This is a genomic window from Pseudomonas sp. GL_103 (assembly GCF_057835175.1).
In genome coordinates, this window is the sequence record NZ_CM174420.1 from 6,208,181 (window position 1) to 6,232,052 (window position 23,872).

Here is a 23,872-nt window from a genome sequence, read left to right on the forward strand (position 1 = left end):
TTACCCGATGCGCGCTTTACTTGTGCTGTTCAGCTTGATGGTGTCGATGTCGCTGTCTGCCGCTGAAAAACTTCAGGTGGTCACCAGCTTCAGCATCCTTGCCGACATGACCCGGCAGGTCGGCAAGGATCATATCCAGATCACCAACATGGTCGGCCCGGACGCGGATGCCCACACCTACGAGCCGACACCGGACGACGCCAAAGCGCTGCTCAAGGCCAAACTCATCATCAAGAACGGCCTGGGTTTCGAGCCCTGGCTGGATCGCTTGGTGACCAGCACCGAGACCCAGGCGCCTGTCATCAGCGCGAGCCACGGCGTGATCCCGCGCAGCCTGGATGAAGACGGCGAAACCGTTCCCGACCCGCATGCCTGGCATAACCTGGCGAACACCGAGTTGTACATCGCCAACATCACCAAGGCGCTGATCGCCGCCGACCCGGCGAACACCGCCGACTATGAGCGCAACAGCCAGGTGTACCTGAAACAGGTCTACGCCCTGCTCGCCGAAGCCAAGGCCAAGCTCGGCTCATTGCCACCGGGCAACCGCAAGATTGTGACGTCCCATGACGCCTTCGGTTATCTCGGCCAAGCCTACGGCATCGAGTTCATGGCACCTCAAGGTCTGTCCACCGAACGCGAACCTTCAGCTGCCGAAGTGGCCGCACTGATCACCCAGATTCGTCAGGCCAAGGTCAAGGCCGTGTTCATGGAAAACATCAGGGACGCTCGCCTGCTCAAGCAGATCGCGGATGAAAGCGGCGCGCAGATCGGCGGCACACTGTACTCCGATGCCCTGGCGGCGAGTGGTCCGGCCAGCACCTTCACCGGGTTGTTCGAGTACAACCTCAACACCCTGTACAACGCGTTGAGCAAGCCATGATCCGCAAGAACCCTTCAGGAGATTTACCGCTGATTGCCGAGTCGGCCTACGTCGACAAGACGGCGATCATCTGCGGCAAAGTGGTGATCGGCGAAAACGTGTTCGTCGGCCCCTACGCGGTGATCCGCGCTGACGAGGTCGATGACTCAGGTGACATGCAGCCGATCACCATCGGCGCCAACTCGAACATCCAGGACGGCGTGGTGATCCATTCCAAATCCGGTGCGGCGGTGACCATTGGCGAGTTCAGTTCCATCGCCCACCGCTCGATCGTGCATGGCCCCTGCACCGTGGGCAATCGAGTGTTCATCGGCTTCAACAGCGTGCTGTTCAACTGCGTGGTCGGTGACGGTTGCGTGGTGCGGCACAACTCGGTAGTCGACGGTCGTGACCTGCCTGAAGTCTTCTACGTACCCTCCACCACGCGGATCGGCCCCAACACCGACCTCTCGCAATACCCGCCGGTGAGCGTCAGTGCCTCGGAATTTTCCGAAGACGTGGCGCGCACCAACGTCGACCTGGTGCGCGGCTACAAAGCCCTGCAAAACGAGTTCTGACGCGGGTGGCCAAAAACAGCCATCGTGTCAGGACAAATTGCCTGGCACGACAAACGTCTTAATGTTTGCCCCTACGGTTTATGCGATAACGCTCGTTAGAAGCACGTGAGTACGCCGACCATGATCCAGATCACCCTGCCCGATGGTTCATTGCGTGAATACGACCAGCCACTGTCCGTGCATGAGGTGGCCGCCAGTATCGGCCCCGAGCTGGCCATCGCGGCCGTAGCGGGAAGGGTCAATGGTGTACTGGTGGACTGCGAATACATGATCGAGGCGGATGCCCGGGTCAGTATTGTCACCCCCCGGGAGCCGGACGGCCTGGAGATCCTGCGCCGCTCCTGTGCATTGATGCTGGCCATGGCGGTCAAGCAACTCCACCCTCATGCACAAATGCGTGCGGGAAAGGAATTGGGCGACGGTTTCTTTTACGAGTTTACAGTCGAGCAACCGCTGACCCCGGCAGACCTGCCCCTCATCGAAGCGCGCATGCAGTCACTGGCAGCGACCAATCACTCGATCCGTCGACGGCCGGCGCGCGAAGCAGTGTCGCTGTACCGCCTGGGGGACACCGAGTACCAGAGCCATGGACCGCACGTCCCCACCACTAAAGTCTTGCAGGCGTTTGCCCTCGATCACATCAGCGGCACGTTACAGCAACGGATCTACGGAACCTGCTGGTCCAGCCATCAGGAACTGCAACACTGGCGCGTTCCACCCCACGTGGTCGTCGTGAGCATGGATGACCGCCAGGCGACTTATGCACAAGCGGTGACCGAATCCTTGCGCCAAAAAGGCGTGCGTGCCAAAGCCGACCTGCGAAACGAAAAGGTCCGCTACAAGATTCGCCAGCACAGCCAGAGCGTGCCGTACCTGGTCGTGGTTGGCGAAAAGGAACAGGCTGGGGGGTTCGTCAGTGTGCGCAGTCGCACGGGGGAGGATTTTGGCCGGATGGCTGTCGAGGCGGCGTGTGAGTGGTTGAGTCGGCCGGGGATCTAGGAAGGCTGGAAGGACGCCTTCGCGAGCAAGCCCGCTCCCACACTGGATCTGTGGTGTTCACAAAACCAATGTGGGAGCGAGCCTGCTCGCGAAGCTTTTAAGCTCTTGGCTTCACCGTGCCGCAATCCTGCCCCAACCAGACGGCGCGGGATTCTAGGCTGCCCTTCTGCTGAATGCCGGTGGCGTTGAACGTCCCGTTGACCTTGGTAGTGAATTCGCGATCACTGAGGAACGTCGCCACGCCGGCGCCCTGAGCTCTCGGGCAGCTGAAACGGAATTTCCACTGATTGCCGGAGCGGTCGGTGATTTCCTGTTTGCAGCCCGACTGCGGATCGGTCAGCGGAATGTTGTCGGTCTTGACCTGTTCCGGGGTCAGGCACGCCCGGATCCCTTTGCCGCCCATGGTGATGCCCTGCTTTTCCAGCTGGGCACGCTGCTCGGGGGTCATCTGGTTCTGGAGCTGGCCGAGGATCAATTGCAGGTCCGGCATATTCTGCTCGTCGACCTTCATGTTGCTCGTGGTCAGCTCCCACAATCCTGGTTGCAGCATTTGCGCGTGAGCCGCCACAGGAAGTGCCAAACCCAGTGCCATGGCCAAACCCAGCAGACGAACGTTCATCGAGTAACTCCTGATCAGTAGTGGCCGTTAGACGTCAGCCGCAAGCTTCGGTTCATGAGCCAATTAATTAGCGACATTCTGCACGGAACATGGTCTGTTAAGCATTGAATCTTCAGGAGCAAGGCAGCCCCCCATGGATTATTTCGGACCGCATATTTTCGGTTATACCATCGCCCTGTTGCACTCGCTGGGCATGATCGCGGCCATACACGCCGTGTTGACCGTCCGTACCGCCCAAGGCTCGATTGCCTGGGCCCTGTCGCTGTTTTTCATCCCTTACCTCACGCTGATCCCGTACCTGATGTTCGGCCGCAGTACCTTTGATGGCTACATCAAGGCCCGGCGGCAGGCCAACGAGGAGATGCGCAAGGCCGTTTCCGAACTCAACTGGCGACCCTGGGTAGAAGAAGCCCTCACCGCCCGCGCTTCTTCTGCCTACGCCTCACTCAGAGCGATGCCCAAGCTCGGACACATGCCCTGCCTGGCCAATAACCAGACGCGGCTGTTGATCAACGGCCAGTCGACATTCGACGCCATTTTCGATGCCATCAGCCAGGCGAAAGAAGCCGTGCTGATCCAGTTTTTCATCGTCCACGACGACCGCCTCGGCCAACGCCTGCAGACTTTGCTGCTGAAGAAAGCCGCCGAAGGCGTGGCGATCTACCTGTTGTATGACCGCATCGGCAGCCACTCCCTGCCCAACGGCTACGTGCAGGCCCTGCGTGATGGCGGGGTCGAGGTCAATGCTTTTGGCCCCCGTAATGGCTGGTTCAATCGCTTTCAGGTGAACTTCCGCAACCATCGCAAGATAGTGGTCGTAGACGGCATTCTCGGCTTCGTTGGCGGGCACAACGTCGGTGATGAATACATGGGCGAGAAACCGCCCCTGGCCCCCTGGCGCGATACCCACGTGCAAGTGCGCGGGCCAGTGGTGGCGTGCATGCAGGAGTCTTTCGCTGAAGACTGGTTCTGGGTGGCTCATGCCCTGCCGCCACTGATTCTGCCCGAGGTTTATCCGGAAGACGGCGTGCTGTGCCAGTTGCTCGCCAGCGGGCCGGCAGATCCCTACGAAACCTGTTCTCTGTTCTTTGTCGAAGCGATCCATGCGGCGACGGAACGGGTCTGGATCACCAGCCCGTACTTCATCCCCGATGAAGCCGTGTTCGCGGCGTTGCGCCTGGCGGTGCTGCGGGGTGTGGATGTGCGCCTGCTGTTGCCGTCTCGACCCGACCACCGAATCGTCTACGCCGCCTCCAGCCTCTACGCTTTCGAAGCCGTGCGCGCCGGTGTGCGGGTGTTCCGTTACCAACCCGGATTCCTGCATCAGAAAGTGGTGTTGATCGACAGCGAAATCAGCGCCATCGGCAGCGCCAACCTGGACAACCGTTCGTTCCGGCTGAATTTCGAAGTGATGTTGCTGACCGTCGACAGAGCCTTTGCCGCCGAGGTGGAACAGATGCTCAACGATGACTTCGCCAACGCCCACGAAATCGCCAAAGGAGAAGGCCGGGAGACCCACCGTCTGCAGCAGGTCGGCATGCGGGTCGCCCGGCTTATTTCACCGATTCTCTAGAGGTAGATATCGTCACGGGTCCATGGCAGTTCATGACTGCCATCGGCGTGGGCCTTCACCGCGAGAATCTGGTGCAGGTTGATCCAGCCCCGGGCAAACGCGTAAGCGCAACCGGCCAGGTACAGCCGCCAGATGCGCAGGACTTGCTCCGGTACGAGTCTGGAGGCCGCTTCGAGGTTGTCTTCCAGGCGTTCGCTCCAGTGATCGAGCGTGCGTGCGTAGTGCAGGCGCAAGCTCTCGACGTCGACGATTTCCAGCCCGGCCTCACTGATCTCCGCGGAGATCATCGACAGGTGCGGCAGCTCGCCGTTGGGGAACACATATTTCCCGATGAATTCACCGGCACCGCGCCCCACCGGACGGCCATCGGTGTATTTGGCGGTGATCCCGTGGTTCATCACCAGGCCGCCCTCTTTCACCGCGCCGAACAAGGTATTGCAGTACTCGGCCAGATTGGCGTGGCCAACGTGTTCAAACATGCCAACGCTGACCACTTTGTCGAAACGGCCATCCTGTGGCAGATCGCGATAGTCGAGCAGTTGCAGTTCGACCAGATCCTCCAGGCCCTCCGCTTTTACGCGTTCCCGGGCCAGGGCCAACTGCTCCTTGCTGAGGGTGATACCGAACACTTTCGCGCCAAATTCTCGCGCCGCAAAACGCGCCAATCCGCCCCACCCGCAACCCACATCCAGCAGGTATTCGCCGGGCTGCAGGCGCAGCTTGCGGCACAGATGACGAAACTTGGCTTGCTGGGCCTGTTCGAGGCTTTCGCTGCCGGTCTCGAAGTAAGCGCAGGAGTACGCCATGTCGCTGTCGAGCCACAGCTGATAGAACGCGTTGGAAAGGTCGTAGTGGTAGGAAATCGCCTTGGCGTCCATCTCTTTGTCGTGGGCGCTACGAACCGGCTGATTGTCGTCGTTTTCATCCAGCAACGCCTGGCTCCATTCATCGCAGACGCGGATCACTTCGCTGATGGAGCCTTCGAGTTCCAGTTTGCCTTCGACAAAAGCAGCACCGAGGGCGTCCAGGCTTGGATGGGTAAACTGGGTGACCATTTGTGGGTCCTTGACCACAATCGTGACGCTGGGCGCCGGTCCCAGATTGAGTTCATGGCCATCCCAGAGTCTCAGGCGAAGCGGTAATTGCAGATTCTGTAAGGCCGGTGGAAGATGCGCGAGCATGGAGAATCTCCCTTGTTTCAGACGTCTAAACAGAGGGTAGACCATCTTTGAAAAATAGCTGGCTATCGAATTAATAGCCGATTTCAATGATTCGCGACGCCTGCACCTGCCGCCGCGAACACAAAAAATGATGTGCCCTCATCTCCAATGACTACGAACCGGGCGCACAGTTCTAAAAAGTTGAAGCCCCCGTGATGACCCGGTTTAGAGCATTCGCCTTCAGGCTTCGTCCTTCAGTTTGAGCAACGGCTCCTGGAACCGCAGCAAACGACCGGCATTGCCCAACACCAGCAAGGTGCTGAGGTTATGCAGCAGCGCCGCAATCATCGCCCCGGCAGCGCCAAGCCAGCCGAACGCGGCGAAGGCCACGATCGCCAGGGTCCAGCCCAGTCCGATGATTACATTCACCTGCAACGTCTGGCGGCACTGACGACTCAGGCGCACGCAGGTACCGAGGCGGCGCAGGTCACTGCCGATCAGCACGATGTCAGCCGAGGCCAGGGCGATGTCTGCACCGCCCGCGCCCATCGCTACACCCACCACGCCAGCCTTGAGGGCCAGGGAGTCGTTGATGCCATCGCCGACCACCATCGGCCGAAAGCCGCTGTCGATTTCCTTGAGCACACGGTTCAGTTTGTCTTCGGGCAGGGCTTGCGCTTCAACGTCACTGATCCCGACATCCCGGGCGAGCGTTTGCGCGACGCTGTGCCGGTCACCGGTGAGCAACAACTGGCGACCCAAGCCCAACTCGCGCAACTCACCCAGGGCAAATTGCGCCTCGGGTTTGACGCTGTCGGCCAACAACAGCCAGGCGAGGAATTCACCATTGAGCGCCAGCCCGGCAATCGGGCCGTCATGATCGGGAACAGCCGTAGTGCTGATGCCCAGTTGCGCAAACAACTCCGGCCGGCCGAGCGCCGCTTCGCCCTGCTCGGTCATCGCCACCACGCCCAGGCCCTGGCGCTCATGAATGTCAGAAAGCAGCAGGAAATGCTCCTGGGTCACCAACCCTGCCAGCGCACGGCTGACCGGGTGACTGCTGGCCGAGCCAAGGCTGGCAGCGAGCTTCAGGACATGGCTGCGATCCTCAAGCGGACTGTCGATGGATTGCAGGCGCAAGGTGCCGAAGGTCAGCGTCCCGGTCTTGTCGACCACCAGCGAAGTCAGGTCCGCCAACTCTTCGAGGAACGCAGAACTGCGGATCAGAATCCCGTGGCGTGCCGCTACCGCTACCCCGGCAATCGCCGTGGCCGGTGCCGACAACACCAGCGCACAAGGACAGGCCGCCACCAACACCGCGAGCATCGCTTGAGCGTTGTTGGTGATAAACCAGGTCACGGCAGCCAACAGCAACACCAACACCATATAGCTGCCGGCGTAACGCTCCAGCAGGCGAGTGATCGGCGGTTTCGAGCGCTCGGCGTTTTGCATCAGGGCGATGACTTTGCCGAGGGTCGATTCATGGCCGGTGCGGGTCACTTCGATTCGCAGCAGACCGTCGAGGTTGATCGCGCCACCGAACACCGACATGCCGACGCCCGCCTCCATCGGTACCGATTCGCCGGTAATGGAGGCGGTGTCCAGGCTGGCCTGGCCGGATAACACCCGACCATCCGCCGGCACCCGGTCCCCGGCGCGGACCTCGACCAGGTCGCCCGCCTTGAGCGTGCCGTTGTCGACTTCGATGATGGAGCCGTCCGCCTGAACCTTGCGCGCGTGGCTGCGGGTCAGTTTGCCGAGGGCGTGAATCGCCTCCTGGGAACCGATTACGCTGCGCTCCTCCAGCACGTGACCGAAGATCATGATGATCGGCAACAGGGCCGCCGTCAGCAGATCCCCGGTGGCCCAGGCGCCCAGCATGGCCAGGGCGATCAATTGATCGGTGATGCCGTGCAGGCTTGGATAACGCAGGCTGTACCAGGCCGAGCGCATGACCGGCACGGCGACCAGCAACGAGGCAAAACCCAGCAGCAGCTGACTGACACCCGTCTGCTCCGGCACCAGCCAACGCCAGATCAAGCCCAGCGCGAGCAGGCCCAATGCGAGCATGGCCAGGGTCAACTGGCGCGCGGCGCGGCGCTGTTCGGCCGAAGACAACAGGCTCGGTGCGGCAGCGGTTTGAGCGGTCATTGTGCAGCTCCCTGAATGATCAGGCGGGAATCGTCTTTGGGATCGACCGTCGTGACCGAACCGGCCTGACCGAGAATTTTCGGCAACCGCTCGCGATAAATGCGCAGCAGCATTTGCGGGTCAGTGCCCTGTTGTTGCGCCTTGGCCAGACTCAACACAGTGGCCGTGTCGGTGGATGCTTTGGCCAGTCGTTCACTGGCCTGGGCATGGGCAACTTGTAATGTTCTGTCGGCTTGCTCGTTGGCGGTTTGCGTCAGCTTCTCGGCTTCGGTACGCGCGTTGGCCACGGCTTTGTCGGCCTGCTGACTGGCTGTCAGGACCGCATTGAAGGCATTGACCGCCGGGCTTGGCAGACTCGATTGCACATCGACCCGCGCCACTTCGATCCCCAGTCCCTGCCCTGCTGCGGCGAGGTCGGCCAGCCGTTGATTGATGCCCTGCACCAGATCGCCTCGCAAGCGCTCGCGTCGTTCCGCCGCCTGACTGTCAGCGCCGATCAATTCCGGGCGAGCGACCAGGATAGTGTCCAGATCCCGTGCGGCGGTGAGTGCCACAGCGCTGCGGGTGACCAACCGATCCAGTGCCGGCAACACATGTTCGCCCTGAAGTACGAACGCGTAAGGTTCGGTGACTTTATAGAAAACCCGGACATCCAGTTGCACCACCCCGGCATCACCGGTCAGCAGATAACCTGAGCCTGCCAATGCATCACTGATTGGCGTGGCAAAACTGGCCACGCGATCTGCCTGTATCGCGGCACCACTGCGCAACAGACCTTCCACTCGACGCTCGATTACCCTCTCCGCCGCCGGCAACAAAATCACCCGCTCGAACGGTTGCGGCCAGGCCAACAACAGCCCGGCATTCTGAATGCGATCCAGCGCGCCGAAATGCGAAACCACCGCGCGATTTTGCGGATCGATCTGCCGCACATTGGAAAATGCCCAAGCCAACGCCGCCAATACTGTCACCGCATACAAGGCCAGAAACGCCAAGCGCCCGGCCTGAATCCAGGGGCTGCTCAACTCATTTGTTCCACGTGGAACCAAACTCATGGCTGCGATCCGGACTTGTTGTCGAGGCTAGGCGGACCGTCAACCAACACCCGAAACGGTGCGGCATCGGTGCGCAAAATCAGCTTGGTCCCCGGCGTTATCACCGTGCCCAAGGTGTCGAGCGAGCGCAGCAGGTTGTAAAGCTGCGGCGATCCGGCGTAGGCACGACCATAAATCTGCGCCGCTTCCACGCGAGATTGTGCTTCGATATCCGCTGCTTTCACCGTGGCATCGGCCTGCACGATCCGCGCATCACGCTCGGCGGCGGAGCGAATTTGCGCGGCTTCACGCTTGCCGATGGCTGTGCGTTCAGTGGCGATTGTTTCGCGCTCGGCACGCATCCGGTCGACCGTCGCGGTGAGCGTCACCGAAGGCAACGTCAATCGTTCGATACCGACCTGCAACACGCGCACGCCATAAGTGGTGAGCAGCTGCTGATCGATTTGCTTGCGCAGTTGTGCTTCGAAATCGGCAATGCGCACCTGGCTGGCATCGGTATTCACCAGATTCGCCAGATCAAAACTGCTGGCGGTGGTTTCCAGTGCGGAGCCGACAAAGGTGCGAATCTGCCGCGCGGCTTCATCGGGCTGGTTCTGCACCGCGCGCATGAAACGTTGCACGTTGTCCGGATCGCCCTGCACCTGCCACGCCACGTAGGCCTGAACGATGATGCGCAAACCGTCCCGCGTACCGACATCCTGCAAACCGCTGGACGTGGTGCGCAGTCGCAGATCCACCGGGATCGCCGCCTCGAACGGTGCCGGCCAGCGCCAACCCAGTCCCGGCTCCAGCAAGACTCGCGATGGATTGCCAAAGCGCGTGATCACCGTGGCCTCACCTGAACGCACCTGTACCAGGCTCGCGGCGGCGACCGCAAACGCCACCAGCAATGCCGCCCAACCCATCCGACGCCACGGGAATGGACCGGCCTCCTGATGATCGCCGTGATGATGGTGATGGCCGTGGTGATGATGCCCGCCATGGCCGTGATCGTGTCCGGCGTGGTCATCGTGATCGTGGGTATGGGACTGGCTCAATTGGCAGCTCCTGGCTGAGCGGTTTTACGCGACGGCGCAGGGTCAACCGGCAGCGCGAAAGTACGGAGGTCGATGGTCGGCGCATTGCTGCTGCCGCCCAGACGATGATCGAGCACCAGCAATTTGGCGTTGGCCAAACCCTGGGATAACTGACTGAAATACTGCTCCAGCACGAAGGCCTGACCAGCGCTGGCATAAGCTTTCTGCTCGGCGTTGAATTTCAGGTTCGCGGCCTGGGCGCCAGCGTTGATTTCTCGGGCGCTGGCCGTCGCCTGATCGCGGGCGATGCTGGCCTGCAACTGCGCCTGGTTGGTGGCCTCAGCGGCGGCGCCGCGTTCACGGGCAATCAAGGCTTGCGCGCCAATCTGCGCCGCTTGCACGCCGTGATAGGCATTGGCTGCACCGGCCGGAGGGTGAATCGCCTCGACCACCGTGGCAAGAATTTCCACGCCGCTGTCGAGTTTTTGCAGGTCCGCCTGGACGGCGCGGCCGATCTCTTCGGCAAGCCCTACCCTGTCCTCGCCAAGCAAACCGTCGAGGGTGCGCGAGGCGAAGTCGTGAACCAGGATTCGGCTGGCGGTGCTGCGAATCAACATCGGCACATCGGCACTGTTATAGGTGGCGGCCAACGCAGCCTCATCGCTCAGACCGATGCGATAGACGAAGCGCACGTCCATGTTGACGATCTGAAAGCTCTGCTTGTCGGCTCGGCTGCTGGCGATCACCTGGGATTTGTCGTTCACATGGCTGGCGTCCCACAAACGATTGGCGATTGCCGGGGCCGGGCCTTCAGCGGGGTCTGCCTGAGCAGGGGCCGTGGTTTCGCCAACACTGGTGGCCAACTCGTGAACCACGCCATTCTCGACGCTCAACACCCGGCCCAATGGCCAAGGCAACCCCATATGCAAACCTGGGCCGAACACCTCCACTGGCTTGCCGAATCGTTCGTAGATGCCACGCCCTTGCAGGCCAATTTCGTGAATGCCGGTCAGTGACCAGCCAACGAGCGACACCACCGCCAACACCGGCAGGAACGCCCGACGCATGTAAGTGAAAGCCCAGATCTGCCGCAGATCGATGCCGAAGCGGTTATGCAATTCGTGCTGCAACGCCAGCAATGGCTGTGGTGGCCAGCGCAGCATGTCAGCGACAAAGCTGCGCGCCAACAGCTCCGGTTCAAGGCGTTCGCGGCGCGGGCTGAACAATGACAACACCGCGCGCAGCAACAGTTCTGCCGCCACCAGCCCCGGCAGCAGACCGATCAACACCGCCAGGCGTACAGGCCATACCGAGGTTTCATCGGCAAACAACAGACAAAAAACACCGAGCACCAGGCTGATGATCGCCACACGGATCAATTGCGCCAACGTAGCGGCTTCAGGCCATTGCGCGGTGTTTTCCTGCGCCAGATGGCGCTCCATCACCAACAGGCCGAACGCCAACAGCAAAAAGCACGCAGCCCCGACAGTGGCCGACAGGCCCAGCGCTGCCGGGGGCAACGTGAGGTTCCAGGCCTGTTCGACGCCCAATACCGCCAACGATGCCCAGCCGCCAAGCCACAGCGTCGGCGCGCCGATTTGCCCGAGCAGGTGCTGCGATTGGTGGCTGATCCGGTCCAGCAAACGCTCATACCATCCCGAAGGCGCGACAGACTCGTCGACAACGACCACCGGCACTTCGGGACTCATGGCGCGAGCACGCCACTGGGCTACCCACCCGGCCGATTGCAAACCGGCCATCAACACCACAGACGCCGCGCTAAGGTTCAGCAGCAACGCCGGCCACAGTGTTTGCGACGAAAACAGCCCGACAAAAAACGCCAGCAGCACACCCACCGTCGCGAGTACGCCCGCACCGATGGCGAACTGGCGCAAACGCCGCCCTTGAATGAACGCCTGCTGAAAGCGCGGCAACCCGGCTAACGGCGCTTCATCAACATCGAGATCGACTTGCATACCACCCCAGAGTGTCTTCGCTTACAGAACAATTCGTTACGATATAACGAAAATGGTGAAATTTCCGTATTCAAGTGCGCCATCTAAAGATTCCCAACCTGTCACTTAGCTGAAGCCTTGACCGAAATGCGGTAGAACGCACATATTACGATCGTAATTTTATCCAGGAACTACTTTTACCCATCCCTTCCCCTTTCGATCCAGGAGTACATCCATGAGCACTTATGACGTCGTGATACTCGGCGGTGGCCCCGGCGGTTACAACGCGGCGATCCGCGCCGGGCAACTGGGTCTGAAAGCTGCCTGCGTAGAAGGACGCGCCACACTCGGCGGCACCTGCCTGAACGTCGGCTGCATGCCATCCAAGGCGTTGCTGCATGCTTCCGAGTTGTACGACGCGGCCATGGGTGCGGAATTCGCCAACCTGGGGATCGACGTCAAACCCAGCCTCAACCTCGCCCAGATGATGAAGCAAAAGAATGAAAGCGTTACCGGGCTGACCAAGGGCATCGAATTTCTTTTTCGCAAGAACAAGGTCGACTGGATCAGAGGCTGGGGCCACATCGACGGGCCGGGCAAAGTCACGGTGACCGATAGCGCCGGGGGCAAGACCGTACTGAACGCCAAGGACATCATCATCGCCACCGGTTCCGAGCCCACGCCCCTGCCCGGCGTAGACATCGATAACAAACGCATCCTCGATTCCACAGGCGCCCTGGCGCTGAGCGAGGTGCCCAAGCATCTGGTGGTGATCGGCGCCGGCGTGATCGGCCTGGAACTGGGTTCGGTCTGGCGCCGCCTTGGGGCACAGGTAACAGTGGTCGAGTTTCTCGACCGGATCTGCCCCGGCGTTGACATCGAAGCCGGAAAAACCCTGCAGCGCTCCCTGAGCAAGCAAGGCTTGAGTTTCAAGTTGAGTTCAAAAGTGACCAGCGCCACCAGCTCCGCCAATGGCGTTCAGCTCAGCATCGAGCCTGCCGCTGGCGGTGCTGCCGAATTGCTGGAAGCCGACTACGTGCTGGTGGCCATCGGGCGCCGACCTTATACACAGGGCCTGGGCCTGGAGAACGTCGGCCTCGCCACGGACAAGCGCGGCATGCTCGCCAACAAGGGGCATCGCACCGAAGCCGCCGGGGTCTGGGTGATTGGAGACGTGACCTCGGGTCCCATGCTCGCCCACAAGGCCGAGGACGAAGCCATGGCTTGCGTCGAGCAGATCGTCGGCAAGGCGGGCGAGGTCAATTACGACCTGATCCCCAGTGTGGTCTACACCAAACCGGAACTGGCCAGCGTCGGCAAGACCGAAGAGCAGCTCAAGGCCGAAGGCCGGGCGTACAAGGTCGGCAAGTTTCCCTTCACCGCCAACAGTCGGGCGAAGATCAACCACGAAACCGAAGGCTTCGCCAAAGTGCTGGCCGACGAGCGCACGGACGAAGTCCTCGGCGTGCACCTGGTCGGCCCGAGCGTGAGTGAAATGATTGGCGAGTACTGCGTGGCCATGGAATTCAGCGCCTCGGCCGAAGACATCGCCCTGACCTGCCATCCACACCCGACCCGCTCAGAGGCCTTGCGCCAGGCGGCGATGAATGTGGAGGGGATGGCGACGCAGATGTAAGACCCGAAGGGCTTGGGTGCCTGGTCTATTGCCATCGCGAGCAAGCTCGCTCCCACATTGGATTTGTGGTGTTCACACAATCACTGTGGGAGCGAGCTTGCTCGCGATGGCAGGCAACTCGGTCTACAGCGGCAGATGCTCCAGCGGCAACGACCCCGGGGCCTTCACCGTATGAATCGCAAAGTTGCTGCGAATGTCGCTCACCCCCGGCAGCTTCAGCAAACGCCCGGTGAGAAAGCGGTCATAGGCACGCAAGTCCGGCACCACCACCTGTAGCAAAAAATCCGACTCCCCTGACACCAGAAATGCCGAAATCACCTCGGGCAATGCCGTCACCGCCAGGCGAAAGGCTTCGGCTTGTTCATCGTTATGACGCTCGACCTTGACCCCGACAAACACCGTCAGCCCCAACCCCACTTCATCGCGATCCAGATTGGCCTGGTAGCCGCGAATCACCCCCGCCTCTTCAAGCATCCGCACCCGGCGCAAGCATGGCGATGCCGACAGGCCGATCTCGTCTGCCAGTTGCACATTGCTCAGGCGGCCATCCCGTTGCAGCGCGGCGAGAATCTTGCGGTCGAAGGCGTCGAGTTTCATGGTTTGGCAGATCCTGATGGTTCAAGCTTGATTAAGTGGCAGATTATGCCAATACACGACCCGATAGAAGCTGACAACGCAAGCACCTGCCCCGCCCTCCAGCCCTAGACTGGCACGACCAAATCGACAACGAACGGGGTGCAACATGCAAGGTCTCTGGCTGTTTTTCATGGCACTGGCAGTGGTCTACCTGTTGCCCGGGCCCGACATGATCCTGCTGTTGCAGACCGGTGCCCGCCAGGGCAAAGGCGCTGCGCTGGCCACAGCCGTGGGCCTGGGCATCGCCCGGGGTTGCCATGTGGCATTGGCGGCGCTGGGGTTGGCGGCACTGTTCAAGGCGGCGCCCTGGACCTTCGACGTGGTGCGCCTGGCTGGCGCCGCGTATCTGCTGTGGATCGGCATTCAGTGCCTGCGAACCACGATGCTGCCGAGCCTCACCAGCGCCGACACAACCGGCGAAAAACCGTGCTGGGGCGCAGCCATCCGACGCGGACTGCTGACCAACCTGCTCAACCCCAAGGCACTGCTGTTCTGCTCGGTGCTGCTGCCGCAATTCATCAACCCACAGGCCGGGCCGGTGCTCGGGCAATTTGCGACCTTGGGCGTGGTGCTGGTCGGTGTCGGTTTGCTGTTCGACAGCGCATACGCCCTGGTCGGCGCGGCACTCGGCCGTTGGCTGCAACGCAGCCCCTCAGCCCAGCGCCTGCAACAATGGTTGTTCGGCAGCCTGTTGATCGGTTTCGCCGTGCGGCTGACCTTTGTGCAACAGGCTTGAACCTCACTGCACCTTGCGGCGGCGACGGTTTATCAGCCACAACGCGACAGCCGTTATGACAATCACTGCGCCATATTGCAGAGGTTTTTTATAGGGTCGCAGTGACGAACGCGCGGCATCGGTCACCTGCGTTACATAACGCTTGTCGGCATTCTGGAAATCCGGATACGGACATTGAGAGCCGAAGTTGAACGCCCAATCCACGTAGGGACCTTCTTTGACATAGCGTTGGTACAGCGCACTTTGTTCTTCGAGACTGCTATTCCATCCGTACGCCTGACACAGCACCGCGGCAAAAGCCTGGCTGCTGTGAGGTAAAAGGTCCGCCGCCTGGCTGGCCAGCGCCGTGGCAACATACCGGTAGTGGTAACGCTGATCTGGCTGGGCAGCGCTGGCCTGCTGGCGCCTCACTTCGTCTGCGGCCACCAGCGGCCCGACCTTCAGTTCCGCGCTGCCCAGCACGTAGTTGCCGTCAAACGTGGCGAAATCCGGGGCCATTTCGTAACCGAGAATTTCCATTCCCGCCTTACGCGCGACGACAGCCGAGTTAAACAAGGCTGCCGCCCGCGTCGTCGGCCACCAAGCGGCGTCGGCCTCTTTGCGCAAAATGGCATACGACTTGGCCTTGTTCTGCAAATCGACGTTATCGAAGTACGCCGGCGCCTCCTCGTAATGCCCCTCGCGCAACAAACGCCGGCCCAGCAAATTGCGCAGGCTCGCCGCCACCGGCAAGGGCACGTAGTTGTCGCGGTCCTGCTGGCTGAGCGGCGGCGGTGCCGGCACTTGAGTGTCGACGTAGTGCTTGAGTTCTTCGAGGGTCAACACGCGCTCGGCAACGGTGGCAGCGTCGAACCAGTAAATGCTTTGGCTGCGATACAGCTGATCGAAGGCTTGCAGGTAATCCCCGCGTTGCAGGGCCAGGATCGCGCTTTCACCCTCGACCCGGCATTTGGGTTGGAGCGTTTCGTAATCGAAGTCCGGGGTCCGTCGCTCGCCCCAGGATTCATTCTGCGGAAAGGCCTGGGCCGCTTTGGCATAGGCTGCGGCGGCCGCAGTCTTATCGCCCTCGCGCACCGCCAGTTTTGCCCGCAACCACCAGGCCAACCCACCATCGCCGGCATGTTCGAGGAAAGCCTTGGCGCTGGCGTAATCGCCCTGTTGATAATTCATCGCCGCCAGGCGGTCGGCGTTTTCGAGACTGCCACGGGTACTGTTTTGCAGCAGCTTGATCATTTTTTGTTCGTTGGGCGGTTGATCGCCGAACGACCAACCCAACCGGCTGATCAGCGATGCGGTCACCAACTGCTGCACCGGCTGGCCCTTGAGCAGTTCGGCCACTTGATCATCCGGTAGCGTCATCAGGTCCGACATCAACAGTTTCAGCGAGGTGTAGCCCACTGCGGAGCCGTGCAGATTCTGCGTGGCGTACAGCTCGATGGCGCGGTTCCAGTCGCCGGCGGTGCGCACCGCCCGGGCTTCTTCGCCGAGGCTGGCGACCCCCAGTTCCAGCGGATCGCTGAAGCCGTCGATGCTCAGTTGCCGGGCTTGCTCGAAGGCCTTGGCGGATTGCTCGAGCAGATCCGGAGCCGCATCGGCTTCGACGCTCATGGCGAACAACGCGCGCCCCAGCGAGTAAGCCGCCCAAGTGCTGCGCGAAGCCCGTTGCTCAGCGGGCAGGGCCAGCACTTTCTTGAAATACCCGGCGGCCAAGGCAGGATCACCCGCGCCAAATGCCACGGCGCCCGCCAGGTACAACCTGAGCTCAGGCGGCAATTGCGCGCCTGAGCTTTCAACCTGGCGGGCATCGGTCAGGCTGCGCAAGTGTTTCACCAACACCTGTTGCTCAGCGGAAAGTCCCGCCTGCTCGGCCTGATCCCGCAGCGCTACAAGGTCAGGTTCATCGCTGTTGTCGGCGCCAGCAGAGACGTTCTTCAACCCGTTGATGGCGTGGCCGAGGCGACTGATTTCAAAGCTGAAGTTGCCTTCCGGCAGTTCCGCCAGCGACTGGCCTCGGTTATCCAGCAGGCGCATGGGGAAGTCCGGGCCGCAGGCCAGCGCCGAACCCAGCGGCAGGCTGAGGCTCAGGCAAAGCAAATGACGCGGCCAGTTACGGGTGAACATTCGAACCTCCTTGATCAATGTGTGCGCAGCGAGCCCAACCAATGGCACGCTGTCCGCCGGCCGGTATTCGGCCATCGCGCAGGCGGGTGAAGGTAAGCAGATCCGGGCGCTGTTGCAACGCGTAACCGGCCAAGGCATCGGCGCCCTCACAACCGCTGACCGCCAGTGTCAGGCGTTCGGGCCAGGCGCGGTCGAGATTGCCCTGGTTGCTGATGCCGATGTCATAGAGGCCATTGTCAGCCGAGAGTTTCAGGTTCAATTGACTGTCGAGCGCATCACCTCGCGCCACGGCGCGCAAAGTGGTCAAGCTCCAGGCCCGACGGTCGTTGGCCAATGGCAGGCGAAACCAGATCAGGCCCGCCAGATGTTTCGGTGGATCGGTCCGCAGCTCGGTACCGAGGGTGCGTAACGACTGCGGATCGGCGAGCAACTCCCGGCGCAGGCCTTCGCGCTCCAGTGTGACTTCGCTTTCCACAACGGGTGCGCCACCCGCCGACGGCAGCAACGCCACGCCATAGGCCGGCAGCGCCAGATAGAAGGGTTTCGTCGTGATTCGGCTCCAGGCCTTCGCCCATTGCCGGGCCTGATCGGCATCAAACAAGCCACGACGAGGATCGCTCACCGCGTGTACCTGCAACACACTGCTGTCGACTGTGGATAACAGCGCCGGCAGTTCGCGACTGTCGAGCCAGGACGGCAACGCGGTGATGCTCAGCGGCAGCGACGTCGGCAATGCTCCGCGCAACTGCGCAAGAAATTGGCGGTATGCCGGTAGCCGAGCGTTACCCGCATCGTGGTCGATTTCCACGCCGGCGAGGTTCAACCCCTGTCCCTGCCAATCGCTGATCACCTGCTGGATTTGCGCTGTGATCTCATCCTGATCCAGCGCCTTGAGCTGCCCATCCAGACGAATCACCGCAATCACCGGCCGGCCATCAAGCTTGAGCAATGCAGGATCAATCCGGGCCCGACTCCAGCCCGCGTTGGGGAAGGCCTGCAAGGCCAGCACCCGCAACGTCGAAAAATCGGCGCGGCTGTCCTTGAGGGCGGCGTCGTGGGCCGGCGTCCACTGCCGCTGCCAGACGTAAAGCTGTTGATCCAGCGGCGGTGCATCCTGTCTTTCGCAACCGGTGGTGAGCGCCAGCGCCATCAGCAAGACCATCGAGCGAGTGAAAAAAACCATTAAAACGCCTGTTCCTGAAATGCAGAAAGGGCCTCTGCGGCCCTTTTTCGTTCTGCTCACTACCCTACCCAGCCATCGACCGGCGGGCAATGTTCACCAGCAATCTTCCTTCATATATCGAGTACCAACGGCTGCGTCCCCTGCGCCGGAATCGCACAGCAAATCAGCACCTGTCCGTCATCCGGCACCTCCGCTGGCGGCAGTGGGTAATGCACCTGACCGCTGATCAGGCGCGCGCTGCAGGTGCCGCAGGAGCCGCCGCGACAACTGAATTCCGGACGCAGACCCCGGTTTTCCGCCAACTCCAGCAAGCTGCCGCCATCCGGTTGCCAGCGCGCCTCCTTGGCCGAACGCTGGAACACCACGGGCACGGACGTAATGGCGGCTGGCGGTTGCTCGATGACCACCGCATCGGGGTCCGGTCGCCGGCGCAAGGTGGACGGGCCGAAGGTTTCGGCGTGAATCCGCGAATCGCGAATGTCCAACTCGCGCAAGCCGTCGTACAACGCCTGGGTAAAACTCCCGGGACCGCAGACGACAAAATCAGGCTGATCGTAGTCCTCGACTGTCAGCAGTTCCTTGAGCAGCGCAACGTCGATCCGGCCGCGGAGGTCGAAGTCCTCTCCTTGCATCGCCTCGGCTTCCGGTTGACTGAGCAAACGCACCACCCGCACCGCCTCACCGGCATCCTCGAGCAAGCGATCCAGCTCCCGGCGAAACGGCTGGTCGGCCAGCGTGCGCGAACTCTGGATGAACCATGTCGGCCGGATACGGCGGGTGCGCAACCCCTGGTAAACCACTTCCCGCAGCATCGACAACAGCGGCGTGATGCCGACCCCGGCCGCCAGCAACACCAGTGGCCGACGCTCATGGGGCGCCACGGTGAAATGCCCTTGCGGCGCCCGTGCCTCCAATACATCGCCAACACGAATCTGCTCATGCAAATGCGTAGACACCCGCCCGTCACGCTTCACGCTGATGCGGAAAAAATCATCGGACGGCGCGCTCGATAAACTGTAAGTGCGGATGTGCACATCGCCGTCAATGTTGAAGCGCAGGGGCAAATGCTGCCCTGCCTGGAACAGTGGCAACCCGGCTCCGTCGGCGGGCTCCAGGTAAATCGAGCGAATGCTGTGGCTTTGCGCTTCAATCCGCGCCACCCGCAACGGCCGCCATTGATCACCCAGGGCCTTGGCCTGCAAACGCGCCTTGGCCTGCTCCCATGTACCGGTGAGCAAACTGGTGGGTGAAACACCGTCGAAGCGCCAGCGCAACGCCAGGGCAGCGGGACGGCGCACGACTTGCTCGACATCCATTGTCCACAGGCGCTCGGCCCCCTGGAACGCCTCGACCTGAGGACCGTCCAGGATGATTTCGGTGCGCCCGCTGAGCTGCAGCAAATCACCGGTATTGAAATCGATGAACAACAACCCGGCCCGGGGATTGAGCAGCAGGTTGCCCAAGGTGTTGAAATGCAGGTTGCCGGCGAAGTCCGGAATGGTCAGGCGATTGCCTTCCACCTGTACGAAACCGGCCTGACCGCCGCGGTGAGAAACATCCACCGAGCGATCACCGTCGACGTCCACATAACTGGCAACGAAGAAGGTGTCCGCCTCGGCAATCATCGCTTTGGCCGCGTCATCCAGTTCGCCGAAATGCTGGGCGACACGCGTCGAGGGATCGGCCAGCGGCACCGAGCGAAACTGGCGCAACTGAATGTACTGCGGGCAATTGCCGAAAGATTGATCCACCGTCACCGCGAAACCATCTGTGGTCATGGCACTGACATGCCCGTTGATGCGGTTACGGCGGCGGGTGTGCAACTCGATGCCCAGCAGTCCGATGGCCGAGCCGTCTCTCAACTGCGCAGGATCATCAAAGGCCGGCAAGCTGCGAAATTGCAGCAGGCCAGGTTCTGGCGAGTGCGCGAAACCGGGCTGACCTTCAAGGATGCTGGCCCAGGGATGACCCTCGGCATCCACCGCTGCGTACAGCATGAACGGCAATTGCTGATAGAAGGTGCGGTGCTGGTCCGGCATCTCGCTGCGAATCACCTTACGCCCGAACGCCTCCATTCGTTCGGCAACGCCCACATGCGCCTGCAATTGTTTCTCGCCGGCATGCCAGGGTGAACGGTCCATACGGCTGCTCCCTTGCGCCACTGGCGCAGAACGGGGCGGCCCGGTGTTGCCGGGCCGCCAGCATCAGGCGGTTTTTTGCAGACCGGCGACGGTGCGCGGCATGCCGACAAAACCCGGCAAGGCTTCGATGCGGGCCAGCCAGGCGCGAATGTTGGCGTACTCGTCGAGCGACACATTGCCCTCGGGCGCATGGGCGATGTAGCTGTAGGCGGCGACGTCGGCAATCGTCGGTTCAGTGCCGGCCAGATACGGCGTATTGGCCAGTTCGTGATCGATTACTTTGAGCACGGTATGGGCATAGGCAATCACTTCCGCAGCGTTGTAAGGCGCGCCAAACACGGTGATCAATCTTGCCCGGGCAGGGCCGAAGGCAATCGGACCGGCAGCCACCGACAACCAGCGCTGGACCTTGGCGGCCCCTACCGGATCAGCCGACAGCCAGCGACCGTTGCCGTACTTTTGCGCCAGGTAAACCAGAATCGCGTTGGAGTCGGCCAACACCACGCCCTGGTCATCAATCACCGGCACCTGACCAAATGCATTGAGCGCGAGGAACGCCGGTTGCTTGTGTTCGCCCTTGGCGAGGTCAACGAAGACCAATTCGGTCGGCAGTTTCAGCAGGGACAGCATCAACTCGACACGGTGAGCGTGGCCGGAACGGGGGAAGTTGTAGAGTTTGATCGCTTGCATGGTCGACACCTCGGGTGAGTGGTGCTGTTCAGGAGAGAGATGGGTCGTATCTTCTACTCACATCCAAACCAACAGAATCACCAGCCAACGCAATCCATTATTTCAGTGGTTGAAATAATTCAACGCGTGAGCGCCGGATGCTCGCGCAGGGTCTTCACCGCGAAATCGACAAAACTGCGCACCCGGGCCGGCGCTTTGCGCCCGCCCTGATAGACCACATGGATGGGCAACGGCGGCAGTTCGAAGTCGGCCAGAATGATTTCCAGCTCACCGGCAGCTACCTTGCTCGCCACTTGATAAGACAGTACCCGCGTGAATCCCAACCCCAGACAGGCTGCCGTGATGGCCGCCTGATTCGCCGTCACCACCAGTCGCGGTTCAGCCCGGACACTCAAGGTTTCGCCGTCTTCAATGAATGGCCAACTCCTGAGTTGGCCGATTGCCGAGGTCGCGATAATCGGCGCCTGGGCCAGTTCCCGGGGATGCCTGGGCCGACCATGGCCGGCCAGAAACTGTGGCGAGGCGCAGATCACCCGCCGCACCTCGCCAACCCGAATCGCATGCTGGTTGCTGTCGGGGAGTTCGCCGATGCGAATTGCCACATCGACACCCTCCTCGACCACGCTCACCACCCTGTCCACCAGCATCGCGTTGATGCAAACCTCGGGGAATTGCGTCAGATAATTCACCATCAACGGCGTGACAAACAGCTCGCCAAACAAGACCGGTGCGGTGATGGTCAGTTGCCCACGGGGATGGATATGGCTGCCCGCTGCCGAGTCCTCGGCTTCCTGCACCTCGGCGAGAATTCTCCGACAGTCTTCCAGATATCGCTGGCCAGCCTCACTCAAATACACGCTGCGCGTGGTACGCGTGAGCAGTTGTGTGCCTATTCGCTTCTCCAGCGCCGCTACCGCTCGGGTGACACTGGCCGCCGACAGACCCAAACCCCGCGCCGCCGCCGAAAAACCCTGCTCCTTGGCGACAGCAGCGAAGACCTGCATTTCCTGGAAGCGGTCCATGGGACTGTCCTCATTTCAGATAGATGAATCGCAACCGAAGGCCGGAATGTTAAGCGCAAATGTTCAACAACATAGTTGGGCGCCCGACCATCAGGTAAATCAATGGGCTACTGCACTCTAGCGCCTGCACAGTAAAAACCAAGCGTGTCACAAACCTTAATTATTGATAATTAATGAGGATTATTTTCTTGCGACGGGTGCAACTGTTGGCAATTATCCTGATCAGCCCGTTGCAACGACTAATGCCCGGTAGAGAAAAAGAGCCATTGGTTCAGCTTCCAAACCGCTTCAGGCAAGGGCTCGCAGCGGACTCCATCAACTACAGCAGAATTCCAGCCTGTATAAACAGGCGGAATATACGACTGCTCCTATACTACAAACCACCCCGTTACCTATTGGGTTTTTGGTAGGTACCTCGTTGAAGTTTTCTCTACTTAAAGTAAGGCGTTATGGGTTTTTAACGCTTGGACGGCTGTCCGTCGATCCTGCTTTATGGATTCACTTAGTAGGGAAGAGTTGAACTTCAACGGCCTGGCTAACCTGTGTGACACCGCAAGGAGTTCGACAATGTTGCGCACTAACATTTCCGCTAGAGCACTGTCCGGTGGTTTGCTCGACGTACTGATTCGCGCCGGGTTGATTACGGTGCTGGTACTGTTCTGCTTCCAGATTTTCCACCCTTTCCTCAACCTGATGCTCTGGGCAATGATTCTGGCCATCACCCTGTATCCACTGCATGGGCTCATCAAGCGCAAGCTGGTCAACAAGGACGGTCGTGCCGCCACCCTGATCGTGGTGGTCGCCCTGGCTTTGCTGATGGTACCGATCTACCTGCTGGGCACCTCGATCAGTGAATCGGTCCAGGGCACCCTGGCGATCCTCAAGTCCGATACGTTGCAGATTCCGCTTCCTAGCGAAAAAATCGCCTCCCTGCCACTCATTGGCAAGCCGCTCTATGGCTACTGGATGCAGGCCGCCACCGACATGAGCAGCGTGGTGATGAAGGTGTTGCCCTATATCAAGTCCGTCGGCCTGACGTTGTTGGGCAAAATGGCCGACGTTGGCGTGGGCTTTCTGTTGTTCATCGGTGCCCTGATCATTGCCGGCGTGTTCATGGCCTACGGCGAAAACGGCGAAAGAAGCGCCCTTGCCATCACCTCGCGCCTTTCCGGACCAGAGCGTGGGCCGCGCATTACCGTGCTTTGCACTGCAACCATCCGCGCAGTCGCCCAGGGCGTAGTGGGCATCGCGTTCATCCAGATGTTGCTGGTTGGCGTAGGCTTTGTGCTCATGGGTGTCCCCGGTGCCGGGCTGCTGGCCATGGTGGCGCTGTTGATGGGGATCATGCAATTGCCGGTGCTGCTGGTGACCATCCCGGTGATCGCTTATGTCTTCGCCACTGAAGGGACCAGCCTGGCCACCGTCGTGTTTGGCATCTACAGCCTGATTGCCGGGATGGCCGATAACGTCCTCAAGCCATTGATGTTGGGCCGCGGCGTCGATGTCCCGATGCCGGTAATTCTGATTGGCGCCCTGGGCGGCATGGTAAGCGGCGGCTTCATCGGTTTGTTCATCGGGCCGGTTGCGCTGGCAGTGGGCTACCAACTGTTCTGGCAATGGGTCCAGGACCAACCGTCTGCCGAGGTCATGAACGAGACACCCGAGATCGAGGCGTTGAACGAGACACCGAAGATAGAGGCAACGAACGATCAGCGTCCTGTCTGAGGAGTTTGCGCTTG

The 23,872-nt window shown here is 61.0% G+C and carries 19 protein-coding genes; 7 read left to right on the plus strand and 12 right to left on the minus strand.

Annotated features, from left to right (window positions below; all coding sequences use genetic code 11):
• Positions 1-7: 7 nt before the first annotated feature.
• The 3 genes from AC3IP0_RS28130 to AC3IP0_RS28140 all read left to right on the plus strand — a co-directional run bounded on the left by AC3IP0_RS28130 (position 8) and on the right by AC3IP0_RS28140 (position 2,439).
• On the plus strand, positions 8-883 hold the full coding sequence (locus tag AC3IP0_RS28130) for a metal ABC transporter substrate-binding protein (RefSeq protein ID WP_489317735.1): 876 nt from the start codon (positions 8-10) through the stop codon (positions 881-883).
• Positions 880-1,440: a gamma carbonic anhydrase family protein gene (locus AC3IP0_RS28135; protein ID WP_489317736.1), complete on the plus strand. Its 561-nt coding sequence runs from the start codon at positions 880-882 to the stop codon at positions 1,438-1,440. Before AC3IP0_RS28130 ends, AC3IP0_RS28135 begins: the two co-directional genes overlap by 4 nt.
• A 120-nt stretch (positions 1,441-1,560) precedes the next feature.
• Complete coding sequence (locus AC3IP0_RS28140; RefSeq protein WP_489317737.1) at positions 1,561-2,439, plus strand: His/Gly/Thr/Pro-type tRNA ligase C-terminal domain-containing protein; 879 nt, start codon at positions 1,561-1,563, stop codon at positions 2,437-2,439.
• Positions 2,440-2,536: 97 nt separating this feature from the next.
• On the opposite strand, the gene AC3IP0_RS28145 is transcribed toward AC3IP0_RS28140, so the two are convergent.
• Complete coding sequence (locus AC3IP0_RS28145; RefSeq protein WP_489317738.1) at positions 2,537-3,058, minus strand: DUF3617 domain-containing protein; 522 nt, start codon at positions 3,056-3,058, stop codon at positions 2,537-2,539.
• Positions 3,059-3,191: 133 nt separating this feature from the next.
• On the opposite strand from AC3IP0_RS28145, the gene cls reads away from it, so the two are divergent.
• Complete coding sequence (gene cls, locus AC3IP0_RS28150) at positions 3,192-4,631, plus strand: cardiolipin synthase (protein WP_489317739.1); 1,440 nt, start codon at positions 3,192-3,194, stop codon at positions 4,629-4,631.
• On the opposite strand, the gene cfaB is transcribed toward cls, so the two are convergent.
• From cfaB to hflK (AC3IP0_RS28175), 5 genes are all read right to left on the minus strand, one after another.
• Positions 4,628-5,812: a C17 cyclopropane fatty acid synthase CfaB gene (gene cfaB / locus AC3IP0_RS28155; RefSeq protein WP_489317740.1), complete on the minus strand. Its 1,185-nt coding sequence runs from the start codon at positions 5,810-5,812 to the stop codon at positions 4,628-4,630. The two genes, cls and cfaB, sit on opposite strands and share 4 nt — an antisense overlap.
• 219 nt (positions 5,813-6,031) lie before the next feature.
• Complete coding sequence (locus AC3IP0_RS28160; protein ID WP_489317741.1) at positions 6,032-7,942, minus strand: cation-translocating P-type ATPase; 1,911 nt, start codon at positions 7,940-7,942, stop codon at positions 6,032-6,034.
• A complete protein-coding gene (gene hflK, locus AC3IP0_RS28165) occupies positions 7,939-8,997 on the minus strand; it encodes a protease modulator HflK (RefSeq protein WP_489317742.1) in 1,059 nt (352 codons plus the stop codon). Before hflK (AC3IP0_RS28165) ends, AC3IP0_RS28160 begins: the two co-directional genes overlap by 4 nt.
• Positions 8,994-10,034 (minus strand): protease modulator HflC, encoded by a 1,041-nt coding sequence (gene hflC / locus AC3IP0_RS28170; protein WP_489317743.1) that lies wholly within the window; start codon positions 10,032-10,034, stop codon positions 8,994-8,996. Before hflC ends, hflK (AC3IP0_RS28165) begins: the two co-directional genes overlap by 4 nt.
• A complete protein-coding gene (gene hflK, locus AC3IP0_RS28175; protein WP_489326377.1) occupies positions 10,031-11,989 on the minus strand; it encodes a protease modulator HflK in 1,959 nt (652 codons plus the stop codon). Before hflK (AC3IP0_RS28175) ends, hflC begins: the two co-directional genes overlap by 4 nt.
• A gap of 214 nt (positions 11,990-12,203) precedes the next feature.
• Between hflK (AC3IP0_RS28175) and lpdA the strand changes: the two genes are divergently transcribed.
• Entirely contained in the window at positions 12,204-13,604 is a 1,401-nt protein-coding gene (gene lpdA, locus AC3IP0_RS28180) for a dihydrolipoyl dehydrogenase (protein ID WP_489317745.1), read from the plus strand.
• Between the two features lie 123 nt (positions 13,605-13,727).
• On the opposite strand, the gene AC3IP0_RS28185 is transcribed toward lpdA, so the two are convergent.
• A complete protein-coding gene (locus AC3IP0_RS28185) occupies positions 13,728-14,201 on the minus strand; it encodes an Lrp/AsnC family transcriptional regulator (RefSeq protein WP_489317746.1) in 474 nt (157 codons plus the stop codon).
• Between the two features lie 145 nt (positions 14,202-14,346).
• On the opposite strand from AC3IP0_RS28185, the gene AC3IP0_RS28190 reads away from it, so the two are divergent.
• Positions 14,347-14,976: a LysE family translocator gene (locus AC3IP0_RS28190; RefSeq protein ID WP_489317747.1), complete on the plus strand. Its 630-nt coding sequence runs from the start codon at positions 14,347-14,349 to the stop codon at positions 14,974-14,976.
• 3 nt (positions 14,977-14,979) lie between these two features.
• Here the strand turns inward: AC3IP0_RS28190 and AC3IP0_RS28195 are convergent, their stop codons facing one another.
• The 5 genes from AC3IP0_RS28195 to AC3IP0_RS28215 all read right to left on the minus strand — a co-directional run bounded on the left by AC3IP0_RS28195 (position 14,980) and on the right by AC3IP0_RS28215 (position 22,133).
• A complete protein-coding gene (locus AC3IP0_RS28195; protein WP_489317748.1) occupies positions 14,980-17,097 on the minus strand; it encodes a hypothetical protein in 2,118 nt (705 codons plus the stop codon).
• Complete coding sequence (locus tag AC3IP0_RS28200) at positions 17,084-18,280, minus strand: DUF3142 domain-containing protein (RefSeq protein ID WP_489317749.1); 1,197 nt, start codon at positions 18,278-18,280, stop codon at positions 17,084-17,086. Before AC3IP0_RS28200 ends, AC3IP0_RS28195 begins: the two co-directional genes overlap by 14 nt.
• A 110-nt stretch (positions 18,281-18,390) precedes the next feature.
• Positions 18,391-20,421, minus strand: coding sequence for a pyridoxamine 5'-phosphate oxidase family protein (locus tag AC3IP0_RS28205; RefSeq protein WP_489317750.1), 2,031 nt, complete (start codon positions 20,419-20,421; stop codon positions 18,391-18,393).
• 63 nt (positions 20,422-20,484) lie between these two features.
• Entirely contained in the window at positions 20,485-21,111 is a 627-nt protein-coding gene (locus AC3IP0_RS28210) for a glutathione S-transferase family protein (RefSeq protein ID WP_489317751.1), read from the minus strand.
• A 119-nt stretch (positions 21,112-21,230) separates the two neighbouring features.
• On the minus strand, positions 21,231-22,133 hold the full coding sequence (locus AC3IP0_RS28215) for a LysR family transcriptional regulator (RefSeq protein WP_489317752.1): 903 nt from the start codon (positions 22,131-22,133) through the stop codon (positions 21,231-21,233).
• Positions 22,134-22,700: 567 nt separating this feature from the next.
• On the opposite strand from AC3IP0_RS28215, the gene AC3IP0_RS28220 reads away from it, so the two are divergent.
• Positions 22,701-23,858 carry an AI-2E family transporter gene (locus AC3IP0_RS28220; RefSeq protein ID WP_489317753.1) on the plus strand — a complete coding sequence of 386 codons (1,158 nt, stop codon included), beginning with the start codon at positions 22,701-22,703 and terminating at the stop codon, positions 23,856-23,858.
• Positions 23,859-23,872: the final 14 nt, after the last annotated feature.